This is a genomic window from Actinopolyspora lacussalsi (genome assembly GCA_030803735.1).
Taxonomy (GTDB): domain Bacteria; phylum Actinomycetota; class Actinomycetes; order Mycobacteriales; family Pseudonocardiaceae; genus Actinopolyspora; species Actinopolyspora lacussalsi.
Genome location: JAURUC010000001.1, coordinates 3,163,801 through 3,179,170 on the forward strand (window position 1 = coordinate 3,163,801; position 15,370 = coordinate 3,179,170).

The window sequence follows — 15,370 nt, forward strand, 5'->3', positions numbered from 1 at the left end:
CCTCACACGAGTCACGGACTCGCCGGAACAGGACACCGCCGAGTCGAGCCACGGCCCCGTTCCGATCCGTCGCCTCCCGTGCCCCACGGCGTGAACCCGTGGCGGCCCACCCGTCGCTCACACACCGGTGACAACACTCCCCCACTCGCAGCATGCTCCCGGAACGCACCAACATCAACCCATCGGGTTAAGAACACGTTTTGCGAGGTGACGACAGCGGCGCAAGACTGGACGGGTTCGGCCGCCGAGCCGAGGGAGGCAGGCAGGATGGCTACGCCCGAGACACAGCCCACACCCGTCCCGACGCGCGCATCCGGCCGACAGCGGGCCAGGAAGGGTTCGGTGCTGGTCGCGCTGACCCACACCACCGATCCGAAGCGGATCGGCATGCTCTACCTCGCCACGGCCTTCGCCTTCTTCCTGATCGGCGGGCTGATGGCGATGTTCATCCGCGCCGAACTCGCCGCACCCGGTATCCAGGTGATCTCGCAGGAGCAGTACAACCAGCTGTTCACCATGCACGGCACGATCATGCTGCTGCTGTTCGCCACACCGATCCTGTTCGGGTTCGCCAACGTGATACTTCCACTGCAGATCGGCGCGCCCGACGTGGCCTTTCCCAGGCTGAACGCGCTGTCCTACTGGTTGTTCCTGTTCGGCGGGATAACCGTGATCGCGGGGTTCGTCGCCCCGGACGGCGCGGCCGACTTCGGCTGGACCGGCTATCCACCGCTTTCGGAGTTCAACGAAGGAATCGGTGGCAACCTGTGGATCACCGGGCTGATCGTCTCCGGCCTGGGCACGATCCTCGGCGCGGTCAACATGATCACTTCGGTGGTCTGCATGCGCGCGCCCGGCATGACGATGTGGCGGATGCCGATCTTCACGTGGAACATCCTGGTCACCAGCGTGCTGATCCTGATGGCGTTCCCGATCCTGACCGCCGCGCTGTTCGGGCTGCTGGCCGACCGGCACCTCGGTGCCCACGTGTTCGACCCGGCCAACGGCGGCGCGGTGCTGTGGCAGCATCTGTTCTGGTTCTTCGGCCACCCCGAGGTCTACATCGTCGCGCTGCCGTTCTTCGGGATCATCACGGAGATCCTGCCGGTGTTCTCCCGCAAGCCGCTGTTCGGCTACACCGGGCTGGTGTACGCCACCTGGACCATCGGGTTCCTGTCCGTGGTCGTCTGGGCCCACCACATGTTCGTCACCGGGGCGGTGCTGCTGCCGTTCTTCTCCTTCACCACGTTCCTGATCGCGGTGCCCACCGGAATCAAGTTCTTCAACTGGATCGGCACCATGTGGCGCGGACAGCTGACCTTCGAGTCACCGATGCTGTTCAGCGTCGGCTTCCTGATCACTTTCCTGTTCGGTGGGCTGACCGGTGTGCTGCTGGCCTCACCACCACTGGACTTCCACGTCTCGGACACCTACTTCGTGGTGGCGCACTTCCACTACGTGCTGTTCGGCACGATCGTGTTCGCGGTGTTCGCGGGCATCTACTTCTGGTTCCCCAAGATGGCCGGCCGGATGATGGACGAACGGCTGGCGAAGGCGCACTTCTGGCTGACCTTCATCGGCTTCCACGTCACGTTCCTGGTGCAGCACTGGCTGGGCAACGAGGGGATGCCCCGGCGCTACGCCGACTACCTGCCGACCGACGGGTTCACCACGCTCAACGTGATCTCCAGCGCCGGGGCGTTCCTGCTGGGAGCCTCGATGCTGCCGTTCCTGTACAACGTGTTCAAGAGCTACCGGTACGGCGCGCGGGTCCACGTGGACGATCCCTGGGGGCACGGCAACTCGCTGGAATGGGCGACCTCCTGCCCGCCGCCGCGGCACAACTTCTACGAGCTGCCCCGGATCCGCTCCAACCGGCCCGCCTTCGAACTGCACTACCCGCACATGTCGGAGCGCATGGAGCTGGAGGCCCACGTCACCGGCTCCAAGTCCGGGCGCCGCGAGGAATGAGCGCCGCGAACAGCCAGACATCGCCGCATCCGCTGTTCCCGCTGGTCAACCGCGTTCCGGTGCCGCCTCCTCGGGCTCCTGCTCCTCGCCCACCGCGCTCGGCGCCGGCATCTCCACCCCGGCTTCCTCGAAACGGGAGGGGTGCGACCTGTTGTTGGACAACGGCTGCACCTTGTTGCCGGTGCTGGAGACACAGCCCTTACCCGGCGAAGCCCGGCACACCGGACACTTGACCTGCAGCACCTGCCGCCGGGCCTTGATGTCCTGAATCGCCTCGTCGGGATCCTGCCCCTTCGCCTCCAGCAGTGCGGCGGTGGCCCGTTCCCAACCACGCAACGACTCGGCCGCGGAGGGACGGGGCTTGGACTTGATCTCCGCGCTCTCGGCCTTCTGGATCTGCTGGTTGCGGTACTCCACCCACTCCCGGTGGATCACGCTGGTGGAAATCGACACCGAGTTCCTGCGGTAGTGCTCCACCACGACGGACTTGGCGAAGTCGGCGGGGACGTCTCCCAGCGCCGCCGCCCACGACTCCGCGGTCAGATCGGCCTTGCCCTGCTGCTGCTCGGTCTTGGGGTAGGCGAACCCCTCGAACGACCTGTCGTAACTCGCGGCGAGTTGGAACAGCTCGGGGAGTTCGTAGGTTTCCATCAGGCTTCCTCCTCGTCCTGCGGGCCGTCGATGTCGATGACCGAGCCGTTCTCGGGTTGGTCGTGCTCGACCTTCTCTCGCATCCGCCGCTTGTTCTGGGCGGCGACGTAGTGCGCCTGCCTGGGCAGATCGAAGGCTCGACGACCGAAGGCCGGTTCCGGCAGACAGTCGGGGCACTTGCGCAGCTTCCCGTCGCTCTGTTCGATGTAACCGCTGTCGCACCCGGCATTACCACAGTGCCCCGGCAGGGGGCGGGTGGACGCGCCGACCGCCTTCTCCTTGGACTCCGGCAGTGAGAGGTGCCGCGGCCGCGGGCTCGCACGCTCGGCCGGTGGTTCCTTGGCGACGGCGGTGTTCGGCGAGGAGCCGTCGTAGACGTCCCGCGCCGACCGCTGCAGCGCTTCCCCGTAGCACTCGGAGAACCTGCTCGGCGAGGTCTTCTTGTCGCGCCAGATGTTGAGCGCCGCGATGAGGTCTCCGGTGTTGGCCAGCGGCGACATCTCGCGCTTGGCCCTGATCTCGCCCGCCAGTCGCTCCAGGATCCGGTCGGGTATCGGGTTCTTCTGCTGCTCGGCCCACTGCCGAACCAGGGTTTCCGTGTTCATGGTGTTGCCGGACCCGCCGTTCGAGCCGGCCCCGCCGCCGGAACCCGACCCGTTGTTGGAGCCGGAACCCGTGTTCGCCGCCGAGGGGCGTTCGGTTTCCCGCGAGGCCGTCGACCTGGAAACCGGGGCCGTGGCCTCCTTCGCCAACGTGGTCCGTTCGGCGGGGGCGACGGCACGGGCGTGCAGGGTCCACTGCACCCCGGCCTCCGCCGAGGAACCGGTCAACCAGCCGTAGCGCTCCAGCTCGGCGATCACCTCGATGGGATCCGAGGCCCCCGCGGAGGCCAGGTCACTCAACCGCACCCGCCCCTTGGCCTGGATGAGTGTGAAGGCCGCTCTGGCCTGCAGGCTCATGGAGTTGTCCTGAGCCAGTTCGGCCGGGACCGCTATCCACCCGTCCCAGCCGGCAGACAGCGCACCATCCATCGAACGACTCCTCCATCGGTGTCACACGCCGTGCCCGGACAAGGCTATACCGCCCGACGGCGCACCCGGACAGCGTGCGCCGCCCCCCGCGCGGAACCGCCGAGCCGGTCACGTGGGCGTAGTTTCGGGAGGATTGCGGACACACCGAGTGACCCGCCTGCTCTTTTCGGGTGGAACCACCGTCGCCCCGAAGTGGCGCCTTTCATAATCGATGCAGGAACAGAGCCCGCGAACTGTAACGTTGTGCGGTGCGGGTCGCTTGAACAGGCGCCACCCGACCGGGCAACGAAGCCCACGCATCGATCGACCGTTCCCGAACTCTTGACCGTCCGCGAAGCCGGAACACCGGCTCGCGTCCACCGGAAACTTGACGGCGTGTCCGCGCTACACCGCAAGGAGAAAGCGTTGCCTGTTGCCCTGTTGGCACTCGCCATCGCGGCATTCGGAATCGGTACCACGGAATTCGTGATGATGGGGCTGCTGCCCGAGGTCGCCACCGACATGAACGTGTCGATCTCGGCCGCGGGCGGCTACATCTCGCTGTACGCACTGGGGGTCGTCATCGGCGCGCCGCTGCTGACGATCGCGGGGATGCGCGTACGCAGAAAAACCATGCTGCTGAGCATGCTGGGGTTGTTCATCGCGGGCAACCTGCTGTCCGCGATCGCGCCGACACACGAGTCGCTGCTGGCGGCCCGGTTCGTGGCGGGGCTGCCGCACGGCACGTTCTTCGGCATCGGTGCCGTCGTGGCCGCGAGCCTGGTGAGCCGGGACAAGCGCGGTCGGGCGATCTCGATGATGTTCGTGGGGCTGACCGTGGCCAACATCGTCGGTGTGCCGGTGGGCACGCTGCTCGGCCAGGCGATCGACTGGCGCTGGACCTTCGGACTGGTGGCACTGATCGGAGCGGTGGCGCTGGCCGCGGTGAGCGCGCTGGTCCCGCGCCAGGCCAAACCGACCGAGGTCAGCGTGCGGGGCGAGCTGTCGGCCTTCCGGCGCCCGCAGGTGTGGCTGGCCTTCGCGGTGGTGGTGTTCGGTTTCGCTGCCACGTTCTCGTTCTACAGCTACATCAAGCCGCTGCTCGTCCAGGTGAGCGGCTACACACCGCTGGCCGCCACCGTGCTGCTCGCGCTGTTCGGCACCGGCATGACCCTGGGCACCGTGATCGGCGGGAGGCTGGCGGACCGCTCCCCGATGCGTACGCTCTACGTCTTCCTGACCGCGCTGGCCGTGGTGCTGACGATGTTCACCTTCACCGCGCACAACACGGTGCTGGTGGCGGTCAACGTGTTCCTGGTCGGCGTCACCGGTTTCGCCGCCATCCCGAGCATCCAGGCCAGGATCCTGGACCAGGCCAAGGAGGCGCCCTCGCTGGGCTCGGCCAGCATCCAGTCCACTTTCAACATCGCCAACTCCCTGGGCGCCTATCTGGGCGGGCTGGTCATCGCCGCCGGATTCGGTCTGATCTCGCCGAGCTGGGTCGGAGCGGTGCTGGCCCTGGTGGGGCTGGGCTTCGCGGTGCTCTCCGGCAGGCTCGACCGTCGTGGTTCCTGGGACGGCTCCGGCGACAACAATCGTTCCGATGGCGGGGATCATTCCGGTGGCAGGGATCGTTCCGATGGCGAGGATCGTTCCGAGGGCAGGACCCGCTCCGGTGGCTCAGGGACCGCCACCGGAGAAACAGCGCCAGCGGGAGTGGCGGACTCGACGGGTTCGAGGGCCGCGCACGCGCACTGATCCGAGGGCACCTCGCCGGGTGCCGAGGCCGCGCCTGGCGAGTCCGCCCCGCTCGTGATGCAATCTCCCCGGTCGGGAATGCTTGATCGATTCCACTGGTTGCACGGAACGGCGTGCTTCCCCTGAAAAGGGGATGAGACGCCGTCCGATTGGTGGCCGTGTTACGAGTCGACATTCGTGAAGGGAACACCAGATGAGCCAGGTTCCGAACATCACGCTCAACACCGGCGCGAAGATGCCGCAGCTGGGTTTCGGCGTCTTCCAGATCCCCTCCGAGGAGGTCGTGGAGCCGGTCAGGGCCGCCCTGGAAGCGGGCTATCGCAGTATCGACACCGCGGCCGTCTACGGCAACGAGGAAGGCGTCGGCAAGGCGATCGCGGAGTCGGGCATCCCGCGTGAGGAACTGTTCGTCACCACCAAGCTGTGGAACGACAGGCAGGGCTACGACGAGACGTTCCGCGCGTTCGACGAGAGCCTCAACAAGCTGGGGCTGGACTACGTGGATCTCTACCTGATCCACTGGCCGATGCCCGGTCAGGACACCTACGTGCAGACCTGGCAGGCGTTCGAGAAGCTCCACTCCGAGGGCAGGGCCAAGTCCATCGGGGTGTCGAACTTCCACACCGCGCACCTGCGCAGGCTGTTCGAGGAGACCAACGTGGTCCCCGCGGTGAACCAGATCGAGCTGCACCCCAACCTGCCCCAGGCCGAGCTGCGGGCGTTCCACGCCGAGCACGGCATCGCCACCGAGGCGTGGAGCCCGATCGGGCAGGGTAAGGGGCTGCTGGAGGACTCCCGGCTGCAGGGACTGGCCGAGAAGTACGGCAAGTCCCCGGCACAGGTGGTGCTGCGCTGGCAGATCCAGCTGGGCAACGTGACCATCCCGAAGTCCGCCACGCCGTCGCGTGTTCGGGAGAACCTCGAACTGTTCGACTTCGAACTCAGCGAGGACGACATGAAGTCCATCGGCGAGCTGGACAACGGTGGCCGGGTCGGTCCCAACCCGGACGTCTTCGGCGCGTGACCGAGCGGTGAGTCGCCGCTCACCCTGGTTGAGGCGCCGCCGCCGTGGGTGGGAGGCACCGGGTGTGCCTCCCACACCGCCCCGTCCGGGGCGACGGACTCCGTCGATTTCCCGCGAAATCGCCGCGCCGGTGCGGCGGTGTGTCCTCGGGCTCCGTCAAATTCGCGGGTGTGTTCTGGGCTGCTCGCAGGGCCGAGCTCCCACCACTCCCGCAGGCCGCACTCCGAGCACCCTCGCAGGCCGCACCGCCGTGGGTTCTCTCGTGGTGCTCTCGCGAGGACGGTCCCGACGTTGTGTAGGTCGGCTACCCGATGTCGGGCCTCCCGGAGCGAGAGCCCGCGAGAGGTTCCGCCGCTCGACCGTCCACGCAGCCCACGCGGCCGACAGCGATCACGCGATGCCTACGGAGACCGCGGGTGGGGTAAGACCGCGGAGTATGTTGCTGCCGGAGCGCAGCGAGATCACCTGGCTGCGAGTGGCGATCCAGCGTGGAAACTTGCCGATGCGCTGCAGCGGGGTACGACGCTGCGCCGAGGTCAGCGCCGCGGTGCGCGAAACCTTGGCGACCCGGGGCCTGCGCTGCTGTTCGTAGTCCCGCAACATCGGTTCGGGGTGTCTTCCTTCGTCATGGGCGAGTGAGCAGGAGAGCAGCCAGGCGTCTTCCATCGTCTGGTTGGCGGCCTGCGCCACAGCAGGCGGCATCGCGTGCGCGGCGTCACCGATCAGGGTGGTTCGCGGCCCACCCCAGACCTTCGGCACCTGGTGCCGGATGTGCGGGAAGAACCCCAGGTCCTCATCGGACACCGATGCCAGCAGCTCCTCGACGGGTTCCGGCCAGCCCGTGAAAACGGACCGCAGGTCCGCCACGGTCAACTCGGCCTGGTCCTCCCGCCACGGCATGTCGAACCACCAGTGCAGCAGTCCTTCACCCGCCGGTATGAGCCCGCAGTGGCCGTCACGTCCCGCGATGTTGAGCGTCTGGTACCCGTAGGCGATCGGTAGATCGCTGCGGGTCAGACCCTGCCAGCTCGCCCAGCCCGTCGGCCGCGCCGGTTCGCCCCCCAGCACCGTGCGGCGCACCATCGAGCGCTGCCCGTCCGCTCCGACGACGACATCACCGGTTTCCGAGCTGCCATCGGCGAAGTCGGCCACGGCGTGATCGGCGAACTCCCGGACACCGACGCACCGCTTACCGAACCGGAAGATGTCACTCGGCAGCGCTTCGGCCATGCGATACAGCAGCTCCTGCCGAGGGATCTCGACAGTGGGAGATCCGAGGCGTTCCGTCACCTCGTCCAGATCCGCTTCCCAGAGCAGCCTGCCGGTCGCGGTCATCGCACGCAGACTGTGCAGCTGGCGTCCGACGCCTTGCAGCGGGATCCCCAGCCCGCGCAACGCGGCGGTTCCGTTGCTCCACACCGTGACCCCGGCACCGCCGTCCCGAAGTCGCTCGGCGTGCTCGTAGATCCTTACCCGGTGACCGTTGTCGAGCAGGCCCTTGGCCACGGCGAGTCCTCCCAAGCCTCCCCCGATGACCAGAACCCGCATGTCTCCGTCCGTTTCGTCACCGGCGCCCCACGTGCGGGAGCGCGACCAGCAGAACCGTCCTCGCTACGACGCTGCACCTCGGGTGCATTTTATCCGGAACTCAACCGGAACGGGACTTACGATTACTCACATCGGGATCATCCGTTGACCAGCACGATCATCGACCGAAAGCCCCGGCACGCACGGGCCGACCATTACCCCGGTCAGGCCGCGCGTTCGAGGAAGCGGCCCGCGACCAGGCCGGGCTCCTCGTCTCCGTCGAAACGGACCCACAGCACGGGACCGTCGAAGACGTCCGGCAGACCGGTCGCGGCCTCGACCACGGTTCCCGTCTGATCCTGAAAACGGCCGAAGGAAGCGCGCACCCTCGTGCCTGGTTCCAACGGACTCGATGACTGCTCCATGAGAGTGGACGGTACGTGCCCGGCTGGCGGCACGAAAAATCACTCCCACCGGTATCCACCCACGAAAGCGTGTGCAGGTGCTATCAACGCCGGTTACCGGGCGTGCCCGAGATCACACCGGTTTTCGGGTGAGCGTTGTCACCACTGCCGTCGGAACCGGAGCCACCGTGCGGAGTCGGTTCGCCACTGCTGGGGCTCACGGTGACGGCCCGCACGGCGCTTCGGGCGCGGGAGGGCCGCACCGCCCCTTCTCCGGTAGGAAGGAGGGCATGCGCACGATCCGACAGGCGGGTTCGGCAGAGCTCGTGGCGAAGAAATCCCGCTTTCTGTGTGTGCTGCGACGCGTCGATTCCGAGTCGCGGGCACGGGAGTTCGTGGCGCGATGCCGCAAGGAGCACCCGAACGCCAGGCACCACTGCTACGCCTACGTGGTGGGCGACGACGCCGAGGTGCAGAAGTCCAACGACGACGGGGAACCGTCCGGAACCGCCGGGATGCCGATCCTGCGGGCGCTGCACCACAACGAGCTGACCAACACCGCGGCCGTGGTGGTGCGCTATTTCGGCGGCGTACTGCTGGGGTCGGGTGGCCTGATCCGCGCGTACGGCACGGCCACCGGCCGAGCACTGGAAGAGGTCGGGCTGGTCCGGCGGGAGCCCGCCCGGATGGTTTCGATCGCCGTGGATCACTCCACCGCTGGAAGGCTGGACAACGAGCTGCGCGCTGCCGGGTACGAACCCGCGGACACGCGTTACGGGGCTCTCGTGGAGTTCGACGTGGCGGTGCCGGAACCGGACACCGCCGCCTTCGAGCGCTGGATCGGCGAAGCGGCTGGCGGCGACGCCCGCGTCAGCCCTGGGGAACGAACCTTCCTTGAAGTGGCGGAGTGACGGTCCCCCCGACTTCCGGGAGAGCATAGCGAAAACCCCATATCGGGCGAAAGCGTCAGTGAGAAGATCAACATTGCCGTGTTCACCCGGATCCGCTGCGTGATAAGCACACCCACGAGGGGAGTTGGCACACGCAACACGACGCGCCGAAAGGAACCGGATGACCGACATCGAAGACAAGCTCGTCAAGGCTTACGAGGGCAAGCCGCTCAGCGAGCTTCCCGATGCTCCCGTGGCGGCACTGCAGGGAGTCAGCGAAAGCGACGCCGAACAGCTGGAGCAGGCCTTCGGCATCCGCACGATCAGGGACCTGGGCAACAACAAGTACTTCCGCTGGGCGCAGGCGATCAACCAGCTCGCCGAGTGATTCGGAGTTCACCGGACTCCACTGTCGCGAACACTGTGAACGGTGTCGCGGCGACACGGGGCTCCCGGCGCGTTCCGGGAGCCCCGCTCGGAGGCTCAGTTGTCCCCCCGCCATGCCCACCGGGAGCCGGCTCGGCGCGGAGTCTTCGAAGCGCGTTCGCACTCAACCCCGCGCGGCGATTTCGCGAGAAATCGACAGTCGGCCCGCCGTCGGCGACTCCGGACTTACGGGACTTTCCAGTCAAGATGCGGTAACGATCGAACCGGACAACGCCAACACGGAAACCACATCGGCGGCAGCATCGTCGCACGGGCGAGAGCACGTGGCACCCCCCGAACCGGCGGGAGTCGCGGAAACGGTCGGCGATGAAGGGATCGCGCGGTGTTCAAACGCATGTTGCAGGCAGTGGGAATCGGTGGCCCCTCGGTGGACACAGTGCTGCAGGGGGAGGCTTGCCAACCGGGCGGTCAGGTCGCGGGGGAGGTCCGCATCGGAGGAGCGAGCGGGACCGCCGAGATCCAGCGGATCGACCTGATCCTGGTGGCCGAGGTGGAAACCTCCGACGACCGCAAAGGGGCGATGGAGTTCCAGCGTCACACGGTGAGCGGGGAGTTCACGCTGGAGGCCGAGCAGTACTCCACGATTCCGTTCGAACTGCCGCTGCCGTGGGAACTACCGATCACGGCACTGCGCGGCCAGCCACTGCACGGCATGCGGCTCGGCGTCCGCACCGAGGTCGCGGTGGCCAAGGCGGTGGACACCGGCGACATGGACCCGCTGCACGTCGAACCACTGCCGTCACAGCAGCCGGTGATCGAGGCACTGCTGAACATGGGCGCACCGCTGAAAAGCGCCGATGTCGAGCACGGAGCGCTGCACGGCATCGCACAGCAGTACCCCTTCTACCAGGAGATCGAGTTCTTCGCGCCGCCGCAGTTCGCGGGCGGTATCAACGAGATCGAGCTGACCTTCGTGGCGCGTCCCGACAGCTTGGACGTGGTGCTGGAGGCGGACAAGCGGGGTGGCCTGTTCACGTCCGGTGGCGACGTGCTGGGGCGCATCCACCGTAGCCATGAGGAAGCGCTGCACACCGACTGGACCTCCGAGATCCAGAACTGGTTGCAGGCGGTGTCGCGGTCCTCGGGCGGCTTCTTCGGCGGTGGGCACGGTCACCACGGTCACGGTTCGAAGCACTCCGGTTCCGGCCTGGGCGGTGCGGTCGCCGGTGGAGTGGCGGGCGCCGCGGCAGGCGTTCTCGGCGGCATGATGCTCGGCGAGATGCTGGAGGGCGAAGACGAGGAGGGGGAAGACGAGGAAGGCTGATCTCTCCAGCTCCGTGTTCGGTGCTTCCGGGCCGGTTCCGAAGAACTACCGTGGCGCGGGGACGGGGTTCGTGGACAGCCACCCAGCGCTGACCGGTCGGACGCCACCCGAACCGGTTCGGGTCGTTGCCGTGGGGCGGTCGGAGGGATGCATTCGGCCGCCCCGCTCGTACATTTCGCGAGAAATCGACGCTCGGGGAAGAGAGCTCAGACGTCGTAGTCCACCGCGACCTCCTCGGTGACCGGGATCGACTGGCAGGTGAGCACGAACCCGGACTCCACCTCGGAGTCCTCCAGCGCGAAATTGCGGCGCATCCGCACCTGTCCCTCGGTGATCCTGGCACGGCAGGTGCCGCAGACCCCGCCCTTGCAGGCGAACGGCAGATCCGAACGAACCCGCTGGGCCGCGTCGAGCACCGGGGTGTCGGTGGGCAGCGCGACCTCGGTGGTGCGACCGTCCAGCGTCACCCGTCCCCGGCTCACCTCGCCCTCGTAGTCGCCCTCCTCGTGCCGCACCGGCTCGGGAGGAACGTCGTCGACGTAGAACAGCTCGCGGTGCACCCGCTCACCCGGCACACCGAGTTCGGCCAGCACCGCCCCGGCGTCCTCGACCATGCCGTACGGGCCGCACAACCACCACTGTTCCGAACCGTCGAGCGGCACCAGCGTACCCAGCAGGCCGCGCAGCCGCTCGGCGTCCAACCGCCCGCTGACGAGTTCGGACTCGCGGGGTTCCCTGGAGAGCACGTGCACCAGTTCGAAGCGGCTCGGATGACGATCCTTGAGGTCGGCGAGCTCGTCGGCGAACATCACGGTGTCGCTGCGCCGGTTGCCGTAGATCACCGTGACCGCCGAATCCGTCTCGGCCAGCAGCGTGGCCGCGATGGACAGCACCGGGGTGATCCCCGACCCAGCCGCGATCAGCACGTGCCTGCCCCCGACCGTCAGATCCGGGGTGAACCGTCCGGTGGGCGGCATCACCTCGATCTCGTCACCGACCTCGAGCCCCCCGGTCAACCACCCGGAGAACAACCCCTCCGGCACCAGCCGCACTCCGATGCGGGGCGGGGTTCCCCGCGCGGAACAGATCGAGTAGGAACGCCGGTGCTCACCGTCGTCCTCGCACCGCCGCAGGGTCAGCGACTGGCCGGGCAGGAAGTCGAACTCGGCGGCCAGCTCCGAGGGGACGTCGAGAGTCACCGCGACCGCGTCGTCGCACAGCCGCTCGACCTCGGCCACCCGGAGGGTGTGGAAGGAGTTGTCCGCGCGGCGCCTCGGCGCGGTAGCCGTCGGGGTGGACACGTCAGATCTCCTTGAAGTACTCGAAGGGCTCCCGGCAGTCCAGGCAGCGATACAACGCCTTGCACGCGGTGGCGCTGAACTCGGAGGTCCGTTCGGTGGCGGTGGAATCGCACCGCGGGCAGCGGATCTCCCGGCGCGGCGGTTCCAGGGTCAGCGGGACCGGGCCGTCACCACCGTTTCCGGGGGCCCACTCACCGGCCCGCTCGTCAGGTGGGTGTATGCCGTGTTCGGCGAGTCTGCGCCTGCCGCGCTCGGTGATCCACGAACTGCTCCACGGCGGGGAGAGCTCGGTGCGGATCCGCACGTCGGTGTAGCCCGCCTCGGTCAGCCCGCGGTGCAGATCGGTACGCATCTCGGTCAGCGCCGGGCAGCCGGAGTAGGTGGGCGTGATCGTGACGACCACGCCGCCGGTACCGGTGACGGTCACCTCGCGCAGCACCCCGAGGTCGGCGAGGGTGAGCATGGGGAGTTCCGGATCGGTCACCGACTCCGCGACCTCGGCGGCCACGGTCCGATCGCGTTCGGTACGGGTCACCATGTCGCCTCCGGATCAGCGCGCGCCAGGCTCTGCATCTCCGCGAGCAGGTAGCCGAAGTGTTCGGTGTGGACGCCGTCGCGGCCCGCGAGGCCACCGACCGAGCCCACCCGGTTCACCTCGGGCAGCCGCAGCAGCGCCTGCTCGACGACCTGGGCCAACACGCCGTCGAACTCCTCCCGCAGCTCGGTGCTGTCCACGGCCACTCCCGCCGCGGCCAGTCGCCGCTCCACGGCGTGCCCGGTGAACAGTTCGTCGACCAGTGGCAGCACGTCGGCGAACCCGTTCCGCAGCCGCTCGGCGGAGTAGTCGGTGCCGTCACCGAGCCGGACGGCCCAGCGTGCGGCGTACTCGCGGTGGTAGGTGACCTCCTTGACCGCTTTCGCGGCGATCGCGGAGAGCACCGGATCCGCCGAGGCGACCAGCCGGTTGAGCAGCGCCAACCGCCAGGTGGACAACACCAGCAGCGCGGCGATGGTCCTGCCGAAGTCACCGCCGGGCAGCTCGACCAGCCGCACGTTGCGGAACTCCGGTTCGGACCGGAAGTAGGCCAGCGTGTCCTCGTCACGGCCGAGGCCCTCGACCGAACCCGCGCGGGAGAGCAGCATCCTCGCCTGCCCGAGCAGGTCCAGGGCGATGTTGGCCAGCGCCACCTCGTCCTCCAGCTCGTGAGCGCACGTCACCCACTCGGTGAGCCGTTGCGAGAGGATCAGCGCGTCGTCGCCGAGCATCAGGCAGTAGGCCGCGAGGTCGGCGGTGTCGACACCGGCGGGCACCGTTGTGTCCACTCCGGACAGCGGATCGTCGAATCCGGTGCCGAACGCCCAGCGCGCGTCCCCCTCGGGATGTGTCTCGGCGATTGCCTCGTAGGCGTTGTCGAACGACATGGGAATTACCTCACCGGTTGCGAATGTGGCCGCCGAACCGCCGCGGCACGACTTGTCGAGTGCGGGGACTCCACGACAGGTTCCGCCACCGGACCACCCCGGTAGCTCGACGGTTCGGGCGTCCCCGCAGTCCCGTTGTTGACCCGGGTGCTCAGCCCTGCCAAGCCGGGCAACCGTGCTGCGCGGAACTCCCACCACGCCCGCGGTCGGCACCGCCGCGGGTTCTCTGGTGCGGCTCTCGTGAGGAAGGCCCGACGTTGTGTAGTACCTACCCGATGTCGGGCCTCCCGGAGCGGGAGCCGTGCCAGAGGTTCCGCCAAGCAACCACCCAGGCAAGCCGTGCTGTGCGGAATTCTAAATATGTGGGACATCGTCGGGGATCTCGTAGAACGTGGGGTGCCGATAGACCTTGTCCCCGTTCGGTGCGAAGAACGGGTCCTTCTCGTCCGGGCTGGAGGCGGTGATGTCGGCCGCACGCACCACCCAGATGCTCACGCCCTCGTTGCGCCGGGTGTAGAGGTTGCGCGCGTTGTGCAGCGCCATCTCCTCGTCGGCGGCGTGCAGCGAGCCCACGTGCACGTGGTTGAGCCCCCGCTTTCCCCTGACGAAGACCTCGAACAACGGCCATGCCGTGCTGGGCCGTTCCACCTCGCCCGTCGCGTCCCGGCCGTTCTCGCCGGTTCCGGATGGTGTGCTCATACCGCGGCCCTCCCGCGTTCCGCCTGCTTCGCCGCGTGCGCCGCCGCTGCCTCGCGTACCCAGGAGCCGCCCTCGTGCGCGGCGCGCCGCCGTTCGACGCGCTGCGTGTTGCACGGCCCCTCGCCCGCCAACACCCGGTGGAACTCCTCCCAGTCCGGTTCGGAGAAGTCGTAGTGCTCGCGCTCGGCGTTGTAGCTCAGCCCGGCGTCGGGCAGAGTTACTCCCAGCGCATCCGCCTGCGGCACGGTCATGTCCACGAACTTCTGCCGCAGCTGGTCGTTGGTGTGCCGCTTGATTCCCCAGGCCATCGACTGCTGGGTGTTGGGCGAGTCCCCGTCCGGCGGCCCGAACATCATCAGCGAGGGCCACCACCAGCGGTCGACGGCGTCCCGCACGTCCCGCCGCTGCCGCTCGGAACCGTTCATCATGGTCAGCAGCAGTTCGTAGCCCTGCCGCTGGTGGAAGGACTCCTCCTTGCAGATGCGGATCATCGCCCGGGCGTAGGGCCCGTAGGAGCACCGGCACAGCGGCACCTGGTTCACGATCGCGGCTCCGTCCACCAGCCAACCGATCACCCCGATGTCGGCGAAGGTCAGCGCCGGGTAGTTGAAGATGGAGGAGTACTTCTGGCGTCGTGCGACGAGTTTCTCGGTCAGGTCGGAGCGCTCGACGCCGAGCGTCTCGGCCGCCGAGTACAGGTAGAGCCCGTGCCCGGCTTCGTCCTGCACCTTGGCGAGCAGGATCGCCTTGCGGCGCAGGCTCGGAGCGCGGGTCAGCCAGTTGCCCTCCGGCTGCATTCCGATGATCTCGGAGTGCGCGTGCTGGGCGATCTGGCGCACCAAAGTCTTGCGGTAGCCCTCGGGCATCCAGTCCCTCGGCTCGACGCGCTGGTCGTGCTCGACGGTCGCCTCGAACCGCTCGTATAACCGCTCCTCGTCGGTGATCGTGGCTTCATCGGTGCTCACGCCACTCACCTCCTCCCCGAATTCTTCCGTTTCGCGC

Annotated in this window: 15 protein-coding genes; 6 read left to right on the plus strand and 9 right to left on the minus strand. The window is 67.8% G+C overall.

Features of this window, described 5'->3' with window-relative positions; all coding sequences use genetic code 11:
• Positions 1–267: 267 nt before the first annotated feature.
• Positions 268–1,971: an aa3-type cytochrome oxidase subunit I gene (ctaD, locus tag J2S53_RS14135; protein WP_456241356.1), complete on the plus strand. Its 1,704-nt coding sequence runs from the start codon at positions 268–270 to the stop codon at positions 1,969–1,971.
• A gap of 45 nt (positions 1,972–2,016) precedes the next feature.
• Here the strand turns inward: ctaD and J2S53_RS14140 are convergent, their stop codons facing one another.
• Both J2S53_RS14140 and J2S53_RS14145 read right to left on the minus strand, forming a co-directional pair.
• Positions 2,017–2,622: a zinc finger domain-containing protein gene (locus tag J2S53_RS14140; protein ID WP_456241357.1), complete on the minus strand. Its 606-nt coding sequence runs from the start codon at positions 2,620–2,622 to the stop codon at positions 2,017–2,019.
• Entirely contained in the window at positions 2,622–3,653 is a 1,032-nt protein-coding gene (locus tag J2S53_RS14145) for a hypothetical protein (protein WP_456241358.1), read from the minus strand. Before J2S53_RS14145 ends, J2S53_RS14140 begins: the two co-directional genes overlap by 1 nt.
• A 405-nt stretch (positions 3,654–4,058) precedes the next feature.
• Between J2S53_RS14145 and J2S53_RS14150 the strand changes: the two genes are divergently transcribed.
• A complete protein-coding gene (locus J2S53_RS14150) occupies positions 4,059–5,390 on the plus strand; it encodes an MFS transporter (RefSeq protein WP_456242792.1) in 1,332 nt (443 codons plus the stop codon).
• Between the two features lie 193 nt (positions 5,391–5,583).
• Positions 5,584–6,414: an aldo/keto reductase gene (locus tag J2S53_RS14155; RefSeq protein WP_456241359.1), complete on the plus strand. Its 831-nt coding sequence runs from the start codon at positions 5,584–5,586 to the stop codon at positions 6,412–6,414.
• Between the two features lie 390 nt (positions 6,415–6,804).
• On the opposite strand, the gene J2S53_RS14160 is transcribed toward J2S53_RS14155, so the two are convergent.
• Positions 6,805–7,962, minus strand: a complete 1,158-nt coding sequence (locus J2S53_RS14160) for an FAD-dependent oxidoreductase (protein WP_456241360.1) — start codon at positions 7,960–7,962, stop codon at positions 6,805–6,807.
• A 203-nt stretch (positions 7,963–8,165) separates the two neighbouring features.
• Positions 8,166–8,366, minus strand: coding sequence for a hypothetical protein (locus J2S53_RS14165; RefSeq protein WP_092602537.1), 201 nt, complete (start codon positions 8,364–8,366; stop codon positions 8,166–8,168).
• Positions 8,367–8,635: 269 nt separating this feature from the next.
• On the opposite strand from J2S53_RS14165, the gene J2S53_RS14170 reads away from it, so the two are divergent.
• The 3 genes from J2S53_RS14170 (at position 8,636) to J2S53_RS14180 (ending at position 10,946) form a co-directional block, all read left to right on the plus strand.
• Positions 8,636–9,256, plus strand: a complete 621-nt coding sequence (locus J2S53_RS14170; protein WP_456241361.1) for a YigZ family protein — start codon at positions 8,636–8,638, stop codon at positions 9,254–9,256.
• A 160-nt stretch (positions 9,257–9,416) separates the two neighbouring features.
• Positions 9,417–9,623, plus strand: coding sequence for a hypothetical protein (locus J2S53_RS14175; RefSeq protein ID WP_092976941.1), 207 nt, complete (start codon positions 9,417–9,419; stop codon positions 9,621–9,623).
• Between the two features lie 381 nt (positions 9,624–10,004).
• Complete coding sequence (locus J2S53_RS14180; protein WP_456241362.1) at positions 10,005–10,946, plus strand: sporulation protein; 942 nt, start codon at positions 10,005–10,007, stop codon at positions 10,944–10,946.
• A 206-nt stretch (positions 10,947–11,152) separates the two neighbouring features.
• On the opposite strand, the gene paaE is transcribed toward J2S53_RS14180, so the two are convergent.
• The 5 genes from paaE to paaA form a co-directional block, all read right to left on the minus strand.
• Positions 11,153–12,247 (minus strand): 1,2-phenylacetyl-CoA epoxidase subunit PaaE, encoded by a 1,095-nt coding sequence (gene paaE / locus J2S53_RS14185; protein ID WP_456241363.1) that lies wholly within the window; start codon positions 12,245–12,247, stop codon positions 11,153–11,155.
• 1 nt (position 12,248) lies between these two features.
• Entirely contained in the window at positions 12,249–12,785 is a 537-nt protein-coding gene (gene paaD, locus J2S53_RS14190) for a 1,2-phenylacetyl-CoA epoxidase subunit PaaD (RefSeq protein ID WP_456241364.1), read from the minus strand.
• A complete protein-coding gene (gene paaC, locus J2S53_RS14195) occupies positions 12,779–13,669 on the minus strand; it encodes a 1,2-phenylacetyl-CoA epoxidase subunit PaaC (RefSeq protein WP_456241365.1) in 891 nt (296 codons plus the stop codon). The genes paaD and paaC overlap by 7 nt, the downstream gene beginning before the upstream one ends.
• A 354-nt stretch (positions 13,670–14,023) precedes the next feature.
• Positions 14,024–14,368, minus strand: coding sequence for a 1,2-phenylacetyl-CoA epoxidase subunit PaaB (gene paaB / locus J2S53_RS14200; protein WP_245780080.1), 345 nt, complete (start codon positions 14,366–14,368; stop codon positions 14,024–14,026).
• Positions 14,365–15,333 (minus strand): 1,2-phenylacetyl-CoA epoxidase subunit PaaA, encoded by a 969-nt coding sequence (gene paaA / locus J2S53_RS14205; protein WP_456241366.1) that lies wholly within the window; start codon positions 15,331–15,333, stop codon positions 14,365–14,367. The genes paaB and paaA overlap by 4 nt, the downstream gene beginning before the upstream one ends.
• Positions 15,334–15,370 lie beyond the last annotated feature (37 nt).

Excerpts from the sequence above, each read along its gene's own strand:
- paaC (WP_456241365.1), bottom strand. The coding sequence starts at position 13,669 with ATGTCGTTCGACAACGCCTACGAGGCAATCGCCGAGACACATCCCGAG.
- J2S53_RS14145 (WP_456241358.1), bottom strand. The coding sequence starts at position 3,653 with ATGGATGGTGCGCTGTCTGCCGGCTGGGACGGGTGGATAGCGGTCCCG.
- paaD (WP_456241364.1), bottom strand. The coding sequence starts at position 12,785 with ATGGTGACCCGTACCGAACGCGATCGGACCGTGGCCGCCGAGGTCGCG.
- J2S53_RS14160 (WP_456241360.1), bottom strand. The coding sequence starts at position 7,962 with ATGCGGGTTCTGGTCATCGGGGGAGGCTTGGGAGGACTCGCCGTGGCC.
- ctaD (WP_456241356.1), top strand. The coding sequence starts at position 268 with ATGGCTACGCCCGAGACACAGCCCACACCCGTCCCGACGCGCGCATCC.
- J2S53_RS14170 (WP_456241361.1), top strand. The coding sequence starts at position 8,636 with ATGCGCACGATCCGACAGGCGGGTTCGGCAGAGCTCGTGGCGAAGAAA.
- J2S53_RS14175 (WP_092976941.1), top strand. The coding sequence starts at position 9,417 with ATGACCGACATCGAAGACAAGCTCGTCAAGGCTTACGAGGGCAAGCCG.
- J2S53_RS14155 (WP_456241359.1), top strand. The coding sequence starts at position 5,584 with ATGAGCCAGGTTCCGAACATCACGCTCAACACCGGCGCGAAGATGCCG.
- paaB (WP_245780080.1), bottom strand. The coding sequence starts at position 14,368 with ATGAGCACACCATCCGGAACCGGCGAGAACGGCCGGGACGCGACGGGC.
- J2S53_RS14165 (WP_092602537.1), bottom strand. The coding sequence starts at position 8,366 with ATGGAGCAGTCATCGAGTCCGTTGGAACCAGGCACGAGGGTGCGCGCT.
- J2S53_RS14140 (WP_456241357.1), bottom strand. The coding sequence starts at position 2,622 with ATGGAAACCTACGAACTCCCCGAGCTGTTCCAACTCGCCGCGAGTTAC.